Annotated in this window: 17 protein-coding genes; 16 read left to right on the top strand and 1 reads right to left on the bottom strand. The window is 73.8% G+C overall.

What is annotated here, in order from left to right:
- The first annotated feature begins 182 nt into the window (after positions 1–182).
- From hrpB to J2W20_RS13095, 9 genes are all read left to right on the top strand, one after another.
- Positions 183–2,882, top strand: coding sequence for an ATP-dependent helicase HrpB (gene hrpB, locus J2W20_RS13135; protein WP_307007125.1), 2,700 nt, complete (start codon positions 183–185; stop codon positions 2,880–2,882).
- A 44-nt stretch (positions 2,883–2,926) separates the two neighbouring features.
- Positions 2,927–4,609, top strand: coding sequence for an ABC-F family ATP-binding cassette domain-containing protein (locus J2W20_RS13130; RefSeq protein WP_307007124.1), 1,683 nt, complete (start codon positions 2,927–2,929; stop codon positions 4,607–4,609).
- Between the two features lie 37 nt (positions 4,610–4,646).
- Positions 4,647–5,174, top strand: a complete 528-nt coding sequence (locus J2W20_RS13125) for a GNAT family N-acetyltransferase (RefSeq protein WP_307007123.1) — start codon at positions 4,647–4,649, stop codon at positions 5,172–5,174.
- 191 nt (positions 5,175–5,365) lie between these two features.
- The gene (locus tag J2W20_RS13120) at positions 5,366–5,815 is read left to right on the top strand and encodes a response regulator (RefSeq protein ID WP_307007122.1); all 450 of its coding nucleotides are present in this window, start codon (positions 5,366–5,368) and stop codon (positions 5,813–5,815) included.
- A gap of 143 nt (positions 5,816–5,958) precedes the next feature.
- A complete protein-coding gene (locus J2W20_RS13115; protein WP_307007121.1) occupies positions 5,959–6,234 on the top strand; it encodes a hypothetical protein in 276 nt (91 codons plus the stop codon).
- A 197-nt stretch (positions 6,235–6,431) separates the two neighbouring features.
- Positions 6,432–6,629, top strand: coding sequence for a hypothetical protein (locus J2W20_RS13110; protein ID WP_307007120.1), 198 nt, complete (start codon positions 6,432–6,434; stop codon positions 6,627–6,629).
- 76 nt (positions 6,630–6,705) lie between these two features.
- A complete protein-coding gene (locus J2W20_RS13105) occupies positions 6,706–8,739 on the top strand; it encodes a penicillin-binding transpeptidase domain-containing protein (protein WP_373458015.1) in 2,034 nt (677 codons plus the stop codon).
- A gap of 40 nt (positions 8,740–8,779) precedes the next feature.
- On the top strand, positions 8,780–9,523 hold the full coding sequence (locus tag J2W20_RS13100; RefSeq protein ID WP_307007119.1) for an MBL fold metallo-hydrolase: 744 nt from the start codon (positions 8,780–8,782) through the stop codon (positions 9,521–9,523).
- Between the two features lie 117 nt (positions 9,524–9,640).
- The gene (locus J2W20_RS13095; RefSeq protein ID WP_307007118.1) at positions 9,641–10,381 is read left to right on the top strand and encodes a GAF and ANTAR domain-containing protein; all 741 of its coding nucleotides are present in this window, start codon (positions 9,641–9,643) and stop codon (positions 10,379–10,381) included.
- Between the two features lie 46 nt (positions 10,382–10,427).
- On the opposite strand, the gene J2W20_RS13090 is transcribed toward J2W20_RS13095, so the two are convergent.
- On the bottom strand, positions 10,428–10,676 hold the full coding sequence (locus tag J2W20_RS13090) for a DUF3072 domain-containing protein (protein ID WP_307007117.1): 249 nt from the start codon (positions 10,674–10,676) through the stop codon (positions 10,428–10,430).
- Between the two features lie 105 nt (positions 10,677–10,781).
- Here J2W20_RS13090 and J2W20_RS13085 point away from each other — a divergent pair, with 105 nt between their 5' ends.
- The 7 genes from J2W20_RS13085 (at position 10,782) to J2W20_RS13055 (ending at position 18,222) form a co-directional block, all read left to right on the top strand.
- The gene (locus tag J2W20_RS13085) at positions 10,782–11,348 is read left to right on the top strand and encodes a COG4315 family predicted lipoprotein (protein WP_307007116.1); all 567 of its coding nucleotides are present in this window, start codon (positions 10,782–10,784) and stop codon (positions 11,346–11,348) included.
- A 107-nt stretch (positions 11,349–11,455) separates the two neighbouring features.
- Positions 11,456–12,718 carry an MFS transporter gene (locus tag J2W20_RS13080; RefSeq protein WP_307007115.1) on the top strand — a complete coding sequence of 421 codons (1,263 nt, stop codon included), beginning with the start codon at positions 11,456–11,458 and terminating at the stop codon, positions 12,716–12,718.
- A 10-nt stretch (positions 12,719–12,728) separates the two neighbouring features.
- Positions 12,729–14,264, top strand: a complete 1,536-nt coding sequence (locus J2W20_RS13075; RefSeq protein ID WP_307007114.1) for a bifunctional phosphatase PAP2/diacylglycerol kinase family protein — start codon at positions 12,729–12,731, stop codon at positions 14,262–14,264.
- A 146-nt stretch (positions 14,265–14,410) separates the two neighbouring features.
- A complete protein-coding gene (locus J2W20_RS13070) occupies positions 14,411–15,394 on the top strand; it encodes an ABC transporter ATP-binding protein (protein ID WP_307007113.1) in 984 nt (327 codons plus the stop codon).
- Positions 15,391–16,254: an ABC transporter permease gene (locus J2W20_RS13065; protein WP_307007112.1), complete on the top strand. Its 864-nt coding sequence runs from the start codon at positions 15,391–15,393 to the stop codon at positions 16,252–16,254. Before J2W20_RS13070 ends, J2W20_RS13065 begins: the two co-directional genes overlap by 4 nt.
- Positions 16,255–16,261: 7 nt before the next feature.
- Positions 16,262–17,509, top strand: a complete 1,248-nt coding sequence (locus tag J2W20_RS13060) for a sensor histidine kinase (RefSeq protein WP_307007111.1) — start codon at positions 16,262–16,264, stop codon at positions 17,507–17,509.
- Positions 17,506–18,222 (top strand): response regulator, encoded by a 717-nt coding sequence (locus tag J2W20_RS13055; protein ID WP_307007109.1) that lies wholly within the window; start codon positions 17,506–17,508, stop codon positions 18,220–18,222. The genes J2W20_RS13060 and J2W20_RS13055 overlap by 4 nt, the downstream gene beginning before the upstream one ends.
- Positions 18,223–18,288: the final 66 nt, after the last annotated feature.

Genomic DNA, 18,288 nt, shown 5'->3' with positions numbered 1-18,288 from the left:
TGAGGACCTCCCCGGGCACCGGGCTGACGAACTGCCCGATCAGCAGCGCGACCGGCGTCATGAGGACGACGCCGCCAAAGGTCCCCACCGCGCGGTGGACTGCGCGGACGAGGGCGCTGCCGGCATCGGCCGGCGCAGCTGTGCGGCCCTCACCGATCGCTTTCCCCCGGCACAATGGACCGATGACCACCCGCCCGCCCGCACAGCCGTTCGACCTGGCCCGCATCGGTGCCGGCCTCACGTTCGCCGGCTCGCTCGCGGAGCTCGGGGCTGCCCTTGCCGCCCCGGGAGCGGCCGCGGTCGTGCAGGCGCCGCCGGGAACGGGCAAGACCACCCTCGTCCCGCCGCTCGTGGCGAACCTTGCCCTCGCCGAGGCGCACGACGGCGGCGCCCCGCCGCGCGTCGTCGTCACCCAGCCGCGTCGGGTCGCAGTCCGGGCCGCCGCCCACCGGCTGGCCGCATTGGACGGCGCCCGGGCGGCGAACCGGACCGGGTACACGGTGCGGGGCGAGCGCACCGCCGGTGCGGGCACCGTCGTCGAGTTCGTCACGCCGGGGGTGCTCGTGCGCCGTCTGCTCGCCGATCCGGGGCTGGAGGGAGTGGGTGCCGTGGTCCTCGACGAGGTCCACGAACGCGGGCTCGAGACCGACCTGCTCGTGGGCATGCTCGCCGAGGTCCGCCAGCTGCGCGGCGACCTCCGGCTCGTTGCCATGTCCGCCACCGTGGATGCCCCGCGCTTCGCCGCGCTGCTGGGCGACGAGGAAGGGCCCGCGCCGGTGGTCGACTGCCCGTCCGCGCTGCATCCGCTCGAGGTCGCCTGGGCACCGTGGGACGCCCCGAGGATCGACGAGCGCGGCGTGGCCCGCGCCTTCCTCGACCACGTGGCCGATACCGCGGCACGCGAGCACGCCGCCGAGCTCGCCGCCGGCAGGGATGTCGACGCCCTCGTCTTCGTGCCAGGGGCCCGGGAGGTCCGGCACGTGGCCGAGCGGCTGCGCGCGCGGGTGCGGGGCACCGAGGTCCTCGAGCTCCACGGGCAGGCCCCGGCCGCCGAGCAGGACCGCGCAGTGTCCGGCCGCGGCCCCGGGGACGGGCCGCGGATCGTCGTCTCGACCGCGCTGGCCGAGTCCTCGCTCACGGTCCCCGGAGTGCGGCTCGTCGTCGACTCCGGGCTGGCCCGTGAACTGCGCCGGGACGCCTCGCGCGGGATGTCCGGCCTCGTGACCGTCTCCTGCTCCCGGGCCTCGGCGCAGCAGCGCGCCGGACGTGCCGCCCGCCAGGGGCCCGGCCGCGTGGTGCGCTGCTACGACGAGCGGTCCTACGCAGCGGCACCGGCCCACTCGACCCCCGAGGTCGCCGCCGCCGACCTGACGGAGGCAGCGCTCATCCTCGCCTGCTGGGGTGCGCCCGGCGGCCTGGGGCTCGCGCTCCCGGACGCGCCGCCGCGCCCAGCGCTGGCCGACGCCGTCTCCACCCTCGCCGCGATCGGCGCCGTGGACGACGCCGGACACGCGACCGCGCTCGGGCGCCGGCTCGCGCGCATCCCGGCCGACCCGCGGCTGGCGCGCGCCCTGCTCGAGGGGACACGACTGGTGGGCGCGCGGGCCGCCGCCGAAGCCGTCGCGATGGCGGCCCGCGACCTGCGCCCGCCCGGCGCCGACCTCGGACGCCTGCTCTCGGCACTCCGCTCCGGCCGCGACCCGCAGGCGCGCGCCTGGGCCGAGGAGGTCCGGCGGTTCGAGCGGATCGCGCGGGACGCCGGGGCCGGGTCCGCGCAGGGACATGACCCCTCAACGCAGGGACATGACCCCTCAACGCAGGGACATGACTCCTCAACGCTGGGACATGACCCCTCAACGGAGGTGGGGGCCGTGGTTGCCCTCGCCTTCCCGGGGTCGGTGGCGCGCCGCGTCCCCGGCGGTCCGGAGGCCTACCTGCTCGCCTCCGGCACCCGGGCCGGCATCCCCGCCGGCAGCTCCCTGTCGGGACACGAATGGCTCGCCGTGGCCGAGGCCGCGCGGGCGGCGGGCCGGGACGCGGCGGGGACGGGCGCAGTCGTGCGCGCGGCAGCCCCGATCAGCCGTGAGCTCGCCGAGTCGGCCGCCGCGCACCTGCTGACGGACCGCGTCGAGGCCGAGTTCGAGGACGGCCGGGTCGTGGCGCGGCGCGAGCGGCGCCTGGGTGCCATCCAGCTCGCCTCGACCCCGGTGCGTCCCACCGCCGAGGAGGGCCACGCCGCGGTCATCCGGGCACTCGCGGCGCACGGGCTCGGCGTCATCGGCTGGTCCGAGGGCGCGGAGGCGCTGCGGCGCAGGCTCGCGCTCCTGAACCGCGAGCTCGGTGCACCGTGGCCGGACGTGGCCGACTCCGCACTGCTCGCCCGCCTTGACGACTGGCTCGCCCCGGAGGTCGATGCGCTCGCGCAGGGCGCCGCGGCTCGCGGGATCGACCTCGCAGAGCCCCTGCGTCGGCTCCTGCCCTGGCCCGAGGCCTCCCGGCTCCCCGAGCTGGCGCCCGAGCGGCTCGAGGTGCCCAGTGGGTCGCGCGTGCGGATCGAGTACCCGCCCGTCGAGGACGTCCCCGGCCCGGACGGCACCGCGGTGCCGGGGGCGAGCCCGATCGTGGCGGTCAAGCTCCAGGAGTGCTTCGGCTGGGCTGAGACGCCCCGTCTCGTGGACGGGCGCGTGCCCGTGCTCTTCCATCTCCTCTCCCCGGCGGGACGCCCGCTGGCGGTGACCGCCGATCTCGCCTCCTTCTGGTCGGGCCCGTACGCGCAGGTGCGCGCCGAAATGCGCGGCCGCTACCCCAAGCACCCCTGGCCGGAGGACCCATGGACCGCGGTGGCGACGGCAAAGACCAAGCGGCGCCTCGCGGGGGAGTGACGGCCGGCACCGGGGTGCCAGCGGCCAGCCACTACGCTTGATGGGTGGCCCACCTCGACCTCTCCGGCATCGACTACGTCCTCTCGGACGGCACCCCGCTCCTGAACGGCGTGACCTTCAAGGTCCCGGAAGGCTCGAAGACTGCGCTCATCGGCCCGAACGGCACGGGCAAGACGACCCTGTTCAAGATCATCGCAGGCGACCTCGCACCCGATGAGGGCGTGGTGGGGCGGTCCGGCTCCCTGGGCGTCATGCGCCAGTTCATCGGCCAGGTGCGCGACGGCTCCTCGGTGCGTGACCTCCTGCTGGGGGCCGCTCCCGCCGACGTCGCGGCCGCCGGCCGGGCACTCGACGCCGCCGAGCTGGCCATGATGGAGGACGACGGCGAGGCCACCCAGATGGCCTACGCCCACGGGATCGCCGAGTGGGGGGACGCCGGCGGGTACGAGTGGGAGACCGTCTGGGACGAGGTCACGATGGCGGCGCTAGGCGTCCCGTACGAGCGCGCCCAGCACCGCGCGGCTGCCACCCTCTCCGGCGGCGAGCAGAAGCGGCTCGTCCTCGAGGCCCTCTTCGCCGGCCCCGACGACCTCCTGCTCCTCGACGAGCCGGACAACTACCTCGACGTCCCCGGCAAGCGCTGGCTCGAGGCCAAGCTCAACGCCTCGCGCAAGACGGTGTTCTTCATCAGCCACGACCGGGAGCTGCTCAACAACGCTGCCCAGCGCATCGTCACGCTCGAGCCCGGGATCAACGGGGCGAGCGCCTGGATCCACGGCGGCGGGTTCGCCTCCTATGTCGAGGCACGGGCCGAACGGAACGCCCGGTTCGAGGAACTGCGCAAGCGCTGGGACGAGGAGCACGCGAAGCTCAAGGAGCTCGTGACCATGTACAAGACCAAGGCCGCGTTCCGCTCCGACATGGCCAACCGCTACCACGCAGCCCAGACCCGGCTCGAGAAATTCCTCGCCGCCGGGCCCCCCGAGGCGCTGCCCGTGGAGCAGAACGTGCGGATGAGGCTGCGCGGCGGGCGCACCGGCAAGCGCGCGGTCGTGGCCGAGAAACTCGAGCTGACGGGACTCATGAGGCCGTTCTCCAGCGAGATCTGGTTCGGGGACCGGGTAGCAGTGCTCGGATCGAACGGCTCGGGCAAGAGCCACTTCCTGCGCCTGCTCGCCCTCGGGGGCACCGATCCGGCGCGCGAGCACCTGCCGGTCTCCGAGGTGGTCATCACGCCCGTCCCGCACGAGGGGACGGTCAGGCTCGGCGCCCGCGTCCGGCCCGGGTACTTCGCCCAGACCCACTCCCGGCCGGACCTTGCGGGCCGGACCCTGCTCGAGATCCTGCACCGCGGCGACGAGCACCGCTCCGGCCTGGCGCGGGAGGCCGCAGCGGGCGCCCTCGACGGCTACGGGCTCGCGGGCCAGTCCGAGCAGAAGTACGAGTCGCTCTCGGGCGGCCAGCAGGCCCGGTTCCAGGTCCTCCTGCTCCAGCTCTCCGGGGCCACGCTGCTCCTCCTCGACGAGCCCACCGACAACCTCGACCTCCACTCGGGCGAGGCGCTCGAGAGGGCCATCGATGCGTTCGAGGGCACCGTCCTGGCCGTGACCCACGACCGCTGGTTCGCGAAGTCCTTCGACCGGGTCCTCGTGTTCGGCTCGGACGGCACCGTCCGCGAGGCTGCCGAACCGGTGTGGGACGAGGGGCGCGTCGAGCGAGCCAGGTAGGCCCCGGGACGGCGGCCCGGGCGCGTACCATCGCCCCATGGACGCCCATCCCGCCGAGGCCCGGCACGCCCTGACAGCCCGCGACGCCACCGCCGGGGACTGGCCGCGGATCCGGGACATCTACGCCGCGGGGATCGAGCCGGGCGATGCGACCTTCGAATCGGCACCGCCGCCCACTTGGGAGGCCTTTGTGGCGAGGAAGGAGTTCGTCCTCGTGGCTTGCGAGTCGGGCTCCCACTCTCCGGTCCTCGGCTGGGCCGGGGCGGGCCGCGTGTCCGCCCGCGAGGTCTACCGCGGGGTGGTGGAGCACTCGCTCTACGTGGACCCCGCGGCCGGAGGACGCGGCGTGGGGACGTTCCTCATGGACGCCCTCCTCGAGGAATCGCGGAACCGCGGGATCTGGACCGTCCAGGCCACCGTCTTCCCCGAGAACGCCCCGAGCCTGGCACTCCACCGGAAGTTCGGCTTCCGCGAGGTCGGGCGCCGCGAACGGATCGCCCTCATGGGGCACGGGCCGCTCGCGGGGACCTGGCGGGACACGGTGCTGCTCGAACTCAGGCTCTGACACCTGCCGGCCCTGCGCCCGCTGGTCAGGGCCCGCCCCGAGGATCCTTTCGAAGTCCATGGGGATTCCTGCCCTATCCAAGAGGCCGCGGCAGCGGGAGAACGGCAGGACTGGGCGATCCCCTTCCGGACCGAATGAGTGCGCGGTGCACTCTGGGTCCCCTTCTGGATCGAACTGGAAGGAGCCAGCCCATGTACCCCCAACCATCCTCTGCTGCCGCGCGCCCGCGGGCCCGGCTGTTCATCTATGACCGCCATGACCTGGCCCGCGAGAGCCTTCACGAGCTCTTGCAGGACGAGGGATTCGACGTTGTGGGCACACACCGGGACCCCGACGCCGCGGTGGCACAGATCCTCGACCTGCGGCCGGACGTCTGTGTGCTTGATGTCGGGATGCTCACCGGAGCGGGCGTGGACATCTGCCGCCGCGTCCGGGAAGCGGCCCCCTCGATCCGGTGCGTGCTCCTGGCCGCGTGGAAGGCCCCCGAGCTCGACCGCCGCGCCGCCGCTGCAGGGGCCTACGCGCTCGTCCTGAAGAATGTCCGCACCGCCGAACTGCTCGCCGCCGTGGACGCGGCAGCCGCAGCGGATCCGGCTGTGGACGGGGCATCAGTCCGGGAGGGCGCGGCGGGAGGGCGGTGACGCTCGTCCAGCCGCCGCCCGCATCCCCGACCCGGGGAGCGCGCGTCCGGGAGGGCCAAGATGTGGGACTTTTGGCCCTCCAGACGAGAGCCGCCGTCTCGGACTCTGGGAAGAAGCTGTCCCAGGATGCAGAACGGAGTCCGATGAAGAACGCCCCTGCTCGCCCCCCGCGCCACCACGACCGCCCCGCGGCCGCACGCAACCACTCGCCCGGCCCCTTCGACCCGGCCGACTCCGGCCGGCCGCCGCGCGACCCGGTCCGCCCGCAGCTGCCATCCCACGGGACGGCTGCCCTCGACCCCCAAGCGGTCCGGCGCCGGGAGCAGACCCTGGAGGAGCTCCGTCGCGCCGGCCTCGACATGGAACAGGCCTTGGCCCAGATCAGCCGCCTGGAAGCCGGCGACGTCTGGAGCGGATAGGCCCGCGGGCACCCCGACCTCCCCGGTGCTGGGCGCCCGGGCCGTTGGACTCTGGCCCGGATCCCCGCCGCGGGACGACCCTGATTCCAGGGGGCTGGGGCATCGTGGACAAGCAGGTCGCGGGGGAACAGGCTTCACCTTGGGCTCGGCAGCCCTCGCCAGAACGTGCCTTCCAGCATGACCAGGAGGCGAGGGCGATGGCTGTCAGCTCTCACCAGAAGACCCCGGTTTCCCGACGCGTCCGGATACGGGTCGCGGCCGCCGCGGCACTGGCGGTGATCCTCGTCCTCGTCTGCGCCGGGGGCATCGTCGGAACCCTCGCCTACCCGCTCTCCCTGGCCCTCCTGGCTGCCTGGTCGCTGCGGGCGGACGAGGCCCGCAACGGCAGGCGCTGACCCGCCGCCCCCGCCGGATCCACGGCGTCGCCCGGGCGGTCCCAGTCCTGTCGGAGCCACCGCTTAAGCTGTCGGCGTGGGGAACTTCCGTGTGGTCTTGCTCGTCCTCGCCGCCGCCCTGATGGGCGCGGCGCTCACCTCGTGCGACGACGGTCGCCAGACGGCGGCCAAGCAGGCCGCCGGACAGCTCGCCTCGGCGCTTGCCGCCCGCGATGTCGGCGGCGTGCCCCTGAAGGGCAAGGACCCGGCGGCTGCCCAGCAGCAGCTCGCCGCCGCCTTCAAGGGCCTCGGCGACGTGAAGCCCGCCGTCACGGCCGGTGAGCCGAAAGTGGACGGCGACAAGGCCGACGTCGTCCTCGCCTACGACTGGAAGCTCGCCGGGCAGGACTGGACGTACCAGACGACGGCGCAGCTCGCCCGGGACGGCGACCGCTGGCTGACCCAGTGGAAACCCGACCTCCTCGCCCCCCAGCTCGCCGAGGCGGAGGTCCTCGCGGTCGACACCGCCGCACCGGCCCGCGCAGACATCCTCGGGGCCGGAGAGGCGAAGCTCGTGACCGAGCGGCCCGTGCTCCGCGTGGGCATCGACAAGTCCCAGCTCGCCGCCGACCGGCAGGCCGATTCCGCCACGAAGCTCGCCGCCCTGGTCAAGATCGACCCCGGCGAGTTCACGAAGCAGGTCAAGGCCGCCGGCGAGAAGGCCTTCGTGGAGGCCATCACGCTCCGCGACGAGCCCGGGCGCACACCCACCGACAGCCAGATCGCGGCCGTCCCCGGCGCCATCACCGTCAAGGACAGCATGCCGCTGGCACCGACCCGCACCTTCGCCCGGCCAGTCCTCGGCGTCGTCGGGCAGGCCACGGCCGAGCAGGTGAAGGACTCGGGCGGGGCGATCCAGCCCGGCGAGACGACCGGAGCCAGCGGGCTGCAGGCCCAGTACGACGCCCAGCTCCGCGGCCAGGACGGCGTCACGGTCTACGCACAGCCCGGCGACCTCACGGCGGAGAAGCTCAAGGCCGAGCCGGGGGTGCGGCGCACGCTCTTCACGAAGCAGCCGGTGCCGGGGACGCCCCTGAAGACCACCCTCGACCCCCGACTCCAGCAGCTCGCGGAGGACGAGCTCGCCGGCATCGGGCCGGCCTCGGCGATCGTGGCGCTGCGCCCCTCCGACGGCGCGGTCCTCGCCGCCGCCTCCGGGCCCGGCAGCAACGGCTACAACACCGCGATGCTCGGCCAGTACGCACCCGGGTCGATCTTCAAGACCATCGACTCCCTCGCACTCATCCGCCAGGGCGCCACCGCCGACCTGAAGGTGCAGTGCACCCCCACGCTCACCGTGGACGGCAAGACCTTCCAGAACGCGACCGGCTACCCGGCCTCCTCGCTCGGCGAGATCACCCTGCGCGACGCCTACGCACACTCGTGCAACACCGCCTTCATCTCCCAGCGCGACAAGGTCTCGCAGGCTCAGCTCGAGTCCGCCGCGACCTCTCTCGGGGTGGCCGTCGACGCCCCCAGGCTCGGGGCGCCGGCCTTCCTCGGATCCGTCCCCGGCGACGCCGGCTCCACCGAGCACGCCGCCTCGATGATCGGCCAGGGCAGGGTGCTGTTCTCCCCGCTCACGGCCGCGATCATGGCCGCGTCGGTCGCGAAGGGCTCGCCCGTCTCGGCGCAGCTCGTGCTGAACCCGCAGACAGGCACGACGCCGGGCGGGTCGCCGTCCGCGGTCGCGTCCGCCACCGCCGCGGGTGCCGCCCCGGCTACCGGGAGCGGCTCGGCCAGCCCCGCGCCGTCGCCCGCGGGGACGACGGCGAGCCCCGCCTCCCAGCCAGGCCCACCGCTCACGGCGGCCGAGGCGGCGGTGCTGAAGGACATGATGCGGGCCGTGGTCACGAGCGGGCACGCGGGCTTCCTCGCGGATGTCCCCGGCGCCCCCGTAGGGGCGAAGACCGGCACGGCGGAGTTCGGCTCCGACAGCCCGCCCAAGACCCACGCCTGGATCATCGGAACCCACGGCGACCTCGCGGTCGCGGTGTTCGTCGAGGAAGGAGGCCTCGGTGCGACCGTGTCCGGGCCGCTGCTGAAGAACTTCCTCGTCAAGGCGGGCTGAGCCGCCGTTTCGACCCGGCCCGGCGGGGTAACCGGTCGCAATGTTCACCAAGAACGCGGCCCCCGGGATCCACCGGCTCGAGCACGCCGCCACCAACCTGTACGTGGTCGAGGACGGCGGGAGCCTGATGCTGGTGGACGCCGGATTCCCCTCGAGCGAGCGCTTGCTCGCGCGGGCCGTCCGGACACTCGGCAGAGGACCGGAGGACATCAGGGCGCTCGTCCTGACCCACGGACACTTCGACCACATCGGGTCGGCCACCCGTCTCAGGGCGAGGCTGGGGATCCCGGTGTACGCGCATTCCGCCGACCACTACATCGCTGCCCATCCCTACCGCTACCGGCACGAGCGGAGCGCGCTGCTCTATCCGGTCCGGTACCCCAAGTCCCTCGCAGCCCTCGGGCGGATGGCGGCCGCCGGCGCGTTCGCCGTGCCGGGCATCCGCGAGGTGCGCCCCCTCGATCAGGACGCCCTGCGGTCGCTGCCGGGCGCCCCCACCCTCCTGCCGGTACCCGGCCACACCGCCGGTTCGGTCGCCCTGTGGTTCCCCGAGCGCGGCGCAGTGATCACCGGCGACGCCCTCGTGACCCTCGACCCCTACACGGGTGGCCGCGGCCCGCAGATCGTGGCCCAGGCGGCGACCGCGGACAGCGGGGCCGCCCTGGCCTCCCTGGACGCCCTGGCCTCGACGGAGGCCTCGATCCTCCTGCCCGGCCACGGTGAGCCGTGGACTCAGGGCGCCGGGGCCGCCGTCGCCCGCGCCCTCGAGGTGTCCCGCCACTGACCGGGAACCGCTCAATCCGTGCGTGCTCGCAATCGTTGCGTTCGGGGAGAACCAGTCGGATGATGGAGGAAACGGAAGGGGAGTTTCCACCCGACGGGCGCCGAGGGAGGCGGCAAGGTGACGAGCGAGAACATCGAGACACGGACGGTGACCGCGCTCCAGCTGCAGGAAGCCCTGCTCGCGAGCGAGGACCTGGAGGCCTTCCTGGGGCAGCTGGCCGGCGCTGCCGCGGAACGGCTCGCCCCCCGTGGGGCCGACTACTGCAGCGTGACCCTGCAGCGGCGCCGCCGAGGCACCACGATCGCCTCAAGCGACCCGGAGGCCTCGCGGTGGGATGAACTCCAGTACGCGGCGGACGAGGGACCCTGCCTCGAGGCGGCTCGGACCGGCTCGGCAGTCAGCTCCGGGGACCTGTGGTCCGAGCAACGATGGGCCGGCTTCGTCTCGCATATCAGGGACTACGGCCCGCGGTCGCTCATGGCCGCGCCGATCCCGCTGCAGAGCGAGGCGAGCGCGGCGCTGAACTGCTATGGCGTCAGGCGCAACGCCTTCACGGCACCGGACCGGGAGGAACTCTCCGCCGTGGCCGCCGAGGCCGCCGGCGCGCTCAGGATCGCGCTGCGCCTCGCCGCGGGAAACGAGCTCGCGGGCGACCTCATGGCGGCGCTCGATTCGCGCACGGCGATCAACCTCGCCCTCGGCATCATCATGGGCCAGTCCCACTGCACGCAGCGGGAGGCGATGGAGATCCTGGTCCAGGCGTCCAACCACCGGAACCGCAAGCTCAGGGACGTCGCGCTCGAGATCGTGGGCGCCCACGATCCGGGCACGCCTACCAGCGGCTTCGAGTGCCCGTGAACCCCACCCGGAGTGGGACCTCGCTCACCTCCGGGAGGGCCGCGGACTACTGCTGGCCGGGGTCCTCCGAGAGCCGTCCGCTCTTGCCCTGGAGCCTGTCGATGTGCCGCGAGGCCTCCGCCTTGGTGATGTCGGCGGGGAGCTCCTCCCCGGCCTCCCTCGCGAGCGTGTCGAGGTAGCTGCGCTGGGCGGCCGTCATCGGCTCGTCTCCGGTCACCCAGTCGCCCGGGTCACGGTCCAGCCCTCCCTGGGGCTCGGGGTCGGGGCTGCCGAGGGTCGCGGTGTCGTCGCTCATACGCATTCCTGTGCCCGCGGCGGGCCCGGGCCAAACAGGCCGGGTCAAGGGACGGGAACGGGGTAGGAGGCCAGTGAGCACACGCATTCGTCGGAAGGCCACGCCATGCAGCACAGGTCACGGATCCTGATCTTCGCCTCGGCCGTCGTCACCTGCGGCGCCCTCTGTTCCGCCTGCGGAGGCGCCGGCCCCGCAGCGGGGCAGTCGACCGCTCCGATGGCGTCCCCGAGCGGCTACGCCGCGGGAGCCGAACGCCCTGAGGCATCCGGGAAGGCGACCACGGGCCTGAAGACGGCGACGGTGGACGGGCGGAGGGTGGTCGTCGACGCGGACGGCCTGCCGGTGTACTTCTACACCGAGGACAAGCGCGGCGAGTCGAAGAGCGTCTGCCTCGGCGGCTGCGCGACCCTGTGGCCGGCGGTGACCAGCGCCCAGCAGCCGACAGCGGAGGGCATCACGGCGCAGGTCGGCAGCATCCCTGCCGCGGACGGCGGCAAGCAGATCACCCTCAACGGGCTGCCGATCTACTACTACGCCAAGGACACCGCGGCCGGCCAGGCCAGCGGCCAGGGAGTGGCGGGCGTCTGGTACCTCGTCGCACCCGACGGCAGCATGGTCACGGCTGGTGCCGCCTCCGGCACCGGGACAGCCTCGCCCTCGGCCACCCCGTAGAGCATCGGATTCCCGGCCGCTCCGACGCGGCGCGCGCGGCCCGCCGCCCCGGGGTGATTGAGTAGGGCCATGCGATCGACGGATTGGGGGACGCCGGTGGGCGCCCCATGAGTACCCGCACCGACTCAGCCGGCACCGTCCGGGCAGCCGCCATCGCCATCTTCGTCATCTTCGGCACCAACGGGTTCATCTTCGCCTCCTGGGCAGCGCGCATCCCGTCCGTGACCGAGACGCTGGGACTGAGCACCGGCGAGATGGGCGCCGTCCTGCTCGTCGGCGCCCTCGGCTCGCTCGTGTCGCTGCCGCTGACCGGGACGATCGTCGACCGGATCGGGCTCAAGGCCACCGTCCGCTTCGGCGGCTCCCTGGCCATCACCGCCGGCGCGGTCCTCGGCATCGGCCTGCTCGCGCACTCGGTGTGGGTCGTCACCGCGGGCATGGTCCTCTTCGGCAGCGGGATCGCCTTCTGGGACGTCGCCCAGAACATCGGCGGTGCGGACGTCGAGCACCGGCTCGGCCGCACCGTGATGCCCCAGTTCCACGCCGCGTTCAGCGGTGGCGCCGTCCTCGGCGCCCTCATCGGGGCAGCCCTGAGCGCCGCCCGGATCGACCTCTCGCTGCACCTGTTCGCGATCGTGGTGGTCGTCGCGGCGATCATCGCCGTGGTGCCGCGGTACTTCCTTGCGCACGACGCCGGCGGGTCGCCCCATGAGGGAGCCGCGGCTGCCGCGCCGGGGGACGGCGGTGCGGAGCGGATCCCCGCGGCCGAGACACGGGCGCCGAAGGGCACCGTGCTCGACGCCTGGCGCCATCCCCGCACCGTCCTCATCGGGGTGGTGGTCCTGGGCGCCACGCTCACCGAGGGAGCTGGGAACGACTGGATCTCGAAGGGCGTGGTGGACGGCCTGGACGCCAGCGAGGCCGCCGGGGCCGCGCTCTTCGCGGTCTTCGTCGGGGCGATGACCGTGGCCCGCTGGTTCGGCGGCCGCATCATCGACAGGATCGGCCGCGTCGCCGCCCTGCGCATCAGCATGGTCTCGGCCCTGATCGGCCTGAGCGCATATGCCCTGGCAAGTACCTACCTTCTGTCCGCAGTCGGGGCCGTGTTCTGGGGACTCGGGGCGGCGCTCGCGTTCCCGATGGGCATGTCCGCCGCCGCGGACGATCCCCGCCGGGCGGCCGCGCGGGTGTCGGTGGTGTCCACGATCGGCTACATCGCCTTCCTCGCGGGGCCGCCGTTCCTCGGATTCCTCGGGGACCACCTCGGGCTGCGGCACGCACTGCTCGCGATCCTCGTGCCCATCCTCGTGGCCCTCGCCCTCGCCGGCGTCACCCGGAAGGAGGGGTCCGGGCATGGGGCGGCGCAGTAGGCTGGCACGCATGAGGCGACCCCGCCGGCTCCGTGACCTCCGGCCTCCCGGCCTTCCGTTCCATGCCGTCCAGCGCATGGACACCGCCCTCGTCGACCGGGTGGCCCGGCTCCCGCGCGGCCCGTGGGACCCGGCCTTCTCCTGGCTCACCCGGGCCGCCACGCACTCGAAGCTGTGGATCGCCATCGCTGCGGCGCTGGCCCTGAAGAAGGGGCCGCCGCGGCGCGCCGCCGCGCACGGGCTGATGGCCGTGGCGCTCGCCTCCGCAAGCGTGAACCTCGTGGCCAAGCGCCTCCTCCCTCGCACCCGGCCGCACCCCGAGGCGCTCCCGGTGCACCGCTTCCTCAGCCCGCAGCCCACGAGCTCGTCCCTGCCCAGCGGCCACTCGGCCTCCGCCTTCGCGTTCGCCACGGGGGTGGGTCTGCTGAGCCCGCCCCTCGGAGCGGCGCTCGTGCCCCTGGCCGCCGGCGTGGCCTACTCGCGGGTCCACACGGGCGCCCACTGGCCCAGCGACGTCGTCCTCGGCTCCGCCTGCGGGGTCGGCGCCGCGTTCGTGACGCGCACCTGGTGGGCGCGCCTCGAGACCGCGCCGCCCGCGCGGACGACCCCCGCACCCGCCCCCGCCCTCGAGCGGGGGGAGGGGCTCGCCGTCGTCCTCAATCCGGCCAGCGGGCCGGCGGGGACCGACTCCGGGGCCAGGGTGCGGGAGCTCTTCCCGGCCGCGATGGTCAAGGAGCTCGGCGAGGATGACGACGCCGAAGACGTGGCCCGGTCCCTCGCCTCCACCTCCGGGGTGCGCGCGCTCGGCGTGTGGGGCGGCGACGGCACGGTGGGCGCCGTGGCCGGCGTGTGCGCCGACCTCGGCCTGCCCCTCGCGGTGCTGCCGGGCGGGACCTTCAACCACTTCGCCCGCGACCTCGGCGCGCTCGAGGGAGCCGACGTCGCCGACGCGGTCGCCGCCGGGACCGCGCTCGTGTGCGACCTCGGCCGCGTGCGGGCCGAGCGGGGGAGCAGCGAGGCGCCGGAGGAGGTACGCGCCGTCATGCTCAACACGGCGAGCGTGGGCGTCTACCCCAACCTCGTCCGCCGGCGGGACCACCTGCGCCGCCGCCTGCCCTGGCTGCCCAAGCGCGCGGCCGGGACCCTGGCCGCCCTGCGCACGTTCGGCGCCTCGACCCCCACCCGGCTCGAGATCGACGGCGTCCGCCGCAAGGTGTGGACGCTCTACATCGGCCGCGGCCGCTACTGGCCCCGCGACATCGCCCCCCTCGAGCGCCCCATCCTGGACGACGGCATCCTCGACCTCCGCGCGGCCAGCGCCCGGCCCCGCTTCGCCCGTCTCCGGCTCCTCACCGCCCTGGTCACGGGGACCGCCGAGCGGAGCCCGGCCCTGCACGAGTGGGATGCCGAGGAGGTCGAGCTCGCGGCTGTCGGACGGCCGCTGGTCCTTGCGGTGGACGGCGAGGTGATCTCCGGCGTCCAGCGTGCGAGCGTGCGGGTGGAGCGCGGCGCGCTCACGGTGTACTCGCCGCGGGCCGCCAACTGAGGGAGGCAGGCGCAGGAACCGCCGGCGGGAGTCATCCTTGAGGACGAGGCCGGCCCTGCCAGGGGGCCGGAGTTCATCCCCACGGCCGTCGCGGCGGCCCGCGCGGACCCCTAGCGTGGAACCATGCGAACACGAAGGGGAATCTCATGATCCAGGCGCACGACCTGGCCAAGGTCTACGGCGACAAGACGGCCGTGGACGGTGTCACCTTCACCGTCCAGCCCGGCCGCGTCACCGGCTTCCTCGGCCCCAACGGTGCCGGCAAGTCCACCACCATGCGCATGATCATGGGCCTCGATGCGCCCACGCGCGGCACGGTGACCGTCAATGGCGAGCCGTATGTGAAGCACCGGGCGCCGCTGCGGGAGATCGGCGCCCTCCTCGAGGCCCGTGCCGTGCACCCCGGCCGCACCGCCTACACGCACCTGCGGGCCCTCGCGGCCACGCACGGCATCCCCACCTCGCGCGTCAGCGAGGTCATCGAGATGACCGGCCTCGGCGCCGTGGCCCGCAAGAAGGTCAAGGGCTTCTCCCTCGGCATGGGGCAGCGGCTCGGCATCGCCGCCGCGCTGCTCGGCGACCCCCAGGTCGTGGTGCTCGACGAGCCCGTCAACGGCCTCGACCCCGAAGGCGTCCTGTGGGTCCGCAACCTCGTCAAGTACCTGGCCTCGGAGGGGCGCACCGTCTTCCTCTCGAGCCACCTCATGAGCGAGATGTCCCAGACCGCGGACCACCTCATCGTGATCGGCCGCGGGAAGATCATCGCGGACGCCCCGATCCAGGACATCCTCAACGGCGAGGGCCGCGCCCGCACCCGGGTCCGCACCGACAGCCCCGAGCAGCTGGCCTTGCTCCTCGCCCGCGAGGGCGTGAGCATCCAGACCCAGGAACGCGAGCTCCTCGAGGTGTCCGGGCTCGAGCCGCGCGAGATCGCCCAGGCCGCGCTCGGCGCCGGCGTCCTCGTCTACGAGCTCACGCCGCTGCAGGCGAGCCTGGAGGAGGCCTACCTCGAGCTCACCAAGGATGACGTGGAGTACCGCTCCGACCGTCCCGACGCCGGGCACGGGGCCGCCGCGCCCGCCCAGACCGCCGCGGCCACCCCCACGCAGACCCAGGAGGCGAACCGATGAGCACCGCAGTCCAGCACGCCCGCCGCTCGGCGGCCCCGGCCCTCAGCGGCCCGACCTTCCCCCGGGTGCTCAACTCCGAGCGCATCAAGCTCTTCTCGCTGCTGTCCACCCGGATCCTCCTGCTGTGCTCCGTGGTGCTCATGGTCGGGTTCTCGGCCCTCCAGGCCTGGGGATTCGGCCAAGTGTCCCAGGCCCAGCACAACGGCACCGTGACCAACCCGCGCGAGGCCATCGACGTCTCGGCGCTCCTCCCGCAGCTGCCGGTCGCCGGCGTCTCGTTCTCCCAGCTCATCCTCGGATCGCTGGCCGTGCTCATCATCAGCGCCGAGTTCACCTCCGGCATGTCCCGCGCCACCTTTGCCGCCGTCCCCAAGCGCTGGCCGGTGCTCGCCGCCAAGGCCGCGTACGCAATCCTCATCGGGTTCGTGCTCACCTACGTCGGCGCCTTCCTCGGCGGCCTCGCAGCCCAGCCGATCCTCGGCAACTACGGCCTGCACCTGGACATGGCGAGCTGGGACATCCAGCGCATCATGCTCCTGAGCGCGGCCTACGTCGCGGCGGTGGCCCTCATGGGCCTCTCCCTCGGCGCCCTCCTGCGGAACTCGGCCGGGGCCATCGTGACCCTCGTCGCGGCCCTGTTCGTCCTGCCGATCATCTTCCAGCTCATCCCGAACGACTTCTTCAAGGAGGCGCGCAAGTACCTCCCCACGAACGCCGCGAACGCGATGATGGAGGCCGGCTCGGGCAACCCGCTCAACACGGCGTACCTCGAGCCGTGGCAGGGCACCCTGGTCATCGTCGCCTACGTGGTGGTGCTCCTCTTCGCAGCCTTCACCACGCTCAGGCAGCGGGACGTCTAGGAGGACCGTGCACTCTCCCGGCGCGCAGGCGCTCGCCCTCGCGGTCCCGCCACGGCGGGGCCGCGTCCGCGCGTACCTGGCGGACCGCCCGGTGGCGATGGACTGGATCGTCGTCGCCGCGGCCGTATTCCTCGCGGCCCCGCTCTTCGCCGAGTACGCGCTCCACGGGAACCGGTGGCAGTTCGCCCTGCTGGCCCTCCAGCAGGTGGCCCTGCTGGGCCGGCGCCGGTCCCCGTGGGCCGTGCTGGTGGTGACCGTCGCGATCGACGCCGCCCTGCTCTACCAGTCCCCGAACAGCTCGGTCATGAGCGCAGCGATCTTCTTCGCCCTCTACGCCGTGGCCGCCTCTGCCCCGGCGCTCATCGCCTTCGGCGCCTCCGTGCTGGCCTCGGTCCCCGCCTCGGCGTACTACGCGTTCGTCTACAGCCCCCGCGGGCCCGCCGTGTCGGAGAACGCCCGGTATGTGGGCCTGGTGGCGGCGGTCTCCGTGCTGCTGATGGACGTCCTCGCAACCGGTCTCGGTGCCTGGGTCCGCGGCACGCGCGAGCACCAGGCCGAGATCCGCGCCTGGGCCATGCGCAGGGCCGAGCTGGCCTCCGTCCAGGAGCGCAACCGGATCGCCCGCGAGATGCACGACGTCGTGGCGCACTCGCTCACCGTCATGGTCGCCCTCAGCGACGGCGCGGCGAAGATCGCCGCCAAGGACCCGGACCGGGCCCAGGAGGTGCTCGGCGAGCTGTCCCGCACGGGACGCACCGCGCTGGCGGACATGCGCCGCGTCCTCGGGGTGCTCCGCGAGCCCGCGGCGGGCCCGAGCCTCGCCCCCGCCCCCGGGACCGAGAGCCTCCAGTCGCTCGTCGCGGGCTTCCGGACCGCCGGCCTCCCCGCCGTCCTCACCCTCACCGGGGCCGCGCCGCCCGAGGACCCGGCCTTCCAGCTCGCCGTCTACCGGATCGTCCAGGAGTCCCTGACCAATGCGCTCCGGTACGGGCGCGGTGTCTCCCGCGCCGAGGTCGGGCTGGCGAGGGAGGGCAGCACCGTGCGGATCCGGGTCGAGAACGACGGCGCGGCGGCCGACGGCGCGCAGCCTCGCCTCGGGACGGGCGGCGGCATCGCGGGGATGCGCGAGCGCGCGGCGCTGTACGGCGGCACCCTCCGTGCCGGTCCGCGGGCCGGGGGAGGATGGACCGTGGAGACCGAGCTGCACTGGGACGAGCACGGGGACGAGCAGCACCGGACGGAGGGGGACGCATGAGCGAGACGGAACACCAGCACGGCGAGGGGCCCCTGCGGCTCCTGCTCGTCGACGACCAGCCCCTCCTGCGGATGGGCTTCCGGCTCGTCCTCGAGTCCGAGGATGGCCTCGAGGTGGTCGGCGAGGCGGGCAACGGCGCCGAGGCCGTGAAGCTCACCGAGTCGCTGCGGCCCGACGTCGTGCTCATGGACGTTCGCATGCCCGTGATGGACGGCATCGAGGCAACCCGCCGCATCGCGGCCGCCCACAGCGCCGCCCGGGTCATCATCCTCACCACCTTCGACCTCGACGAGTACGCGTTCTCCGGCCTCCAGGCCGGGGCCTCGGCGTTCCTCCTCAAGGACGTGGCCCCGGCCGAACTCGTCCAGGCCGTGCGCCTCGTGGCGAGCGGGGACGCCGTCGTGAGCCCCCGCGTGACCCAGCGCCTCCTCGAGACCTACGTCCGCAGCGCGGGCGCGCCCGCGCGCGGCAACGGGGGGACCGCGCCGGACCCCCTGCTGAAGGATCTGACGCCGCGCGAGCTCGAGGTCCTGCGGGCCATCTGCGAGGGCCTGAGCAACGCTGAGATCGCGCACCGCTTCTTCCTCTCGGAGGCGACCGTGAAGAGCCATGTGCGCCGGATCCTCACGAAGCTGCACCTGCGCGACCGGGTCCAGGCCGTGGTCTACGGGTACGAGACCGGGCTCATCATCCCGAGCAACCCCGACTACTGAACCCCCGCCCCAGACGGCGGGTGGGGCCTGTGTGAACCTCCGTGACGGGCGCGTTTTCGTCCCGCG

Origin of the sequence: Sinomonas atrocyanea (assembly GCF_030812675.1) — a bacterium.
Taxonomy (GTDB): Bacteria; Actinomycetota; Actinomycetes; order Actinomycetales; family Micrococcaceae; genus Sinomonas; species Sinomonas atrocyanea_B.
Note: the sequence above shows the minus strand (reverse complement) of the source record. Positions and strands in the feature narration are given on the sequence as shown.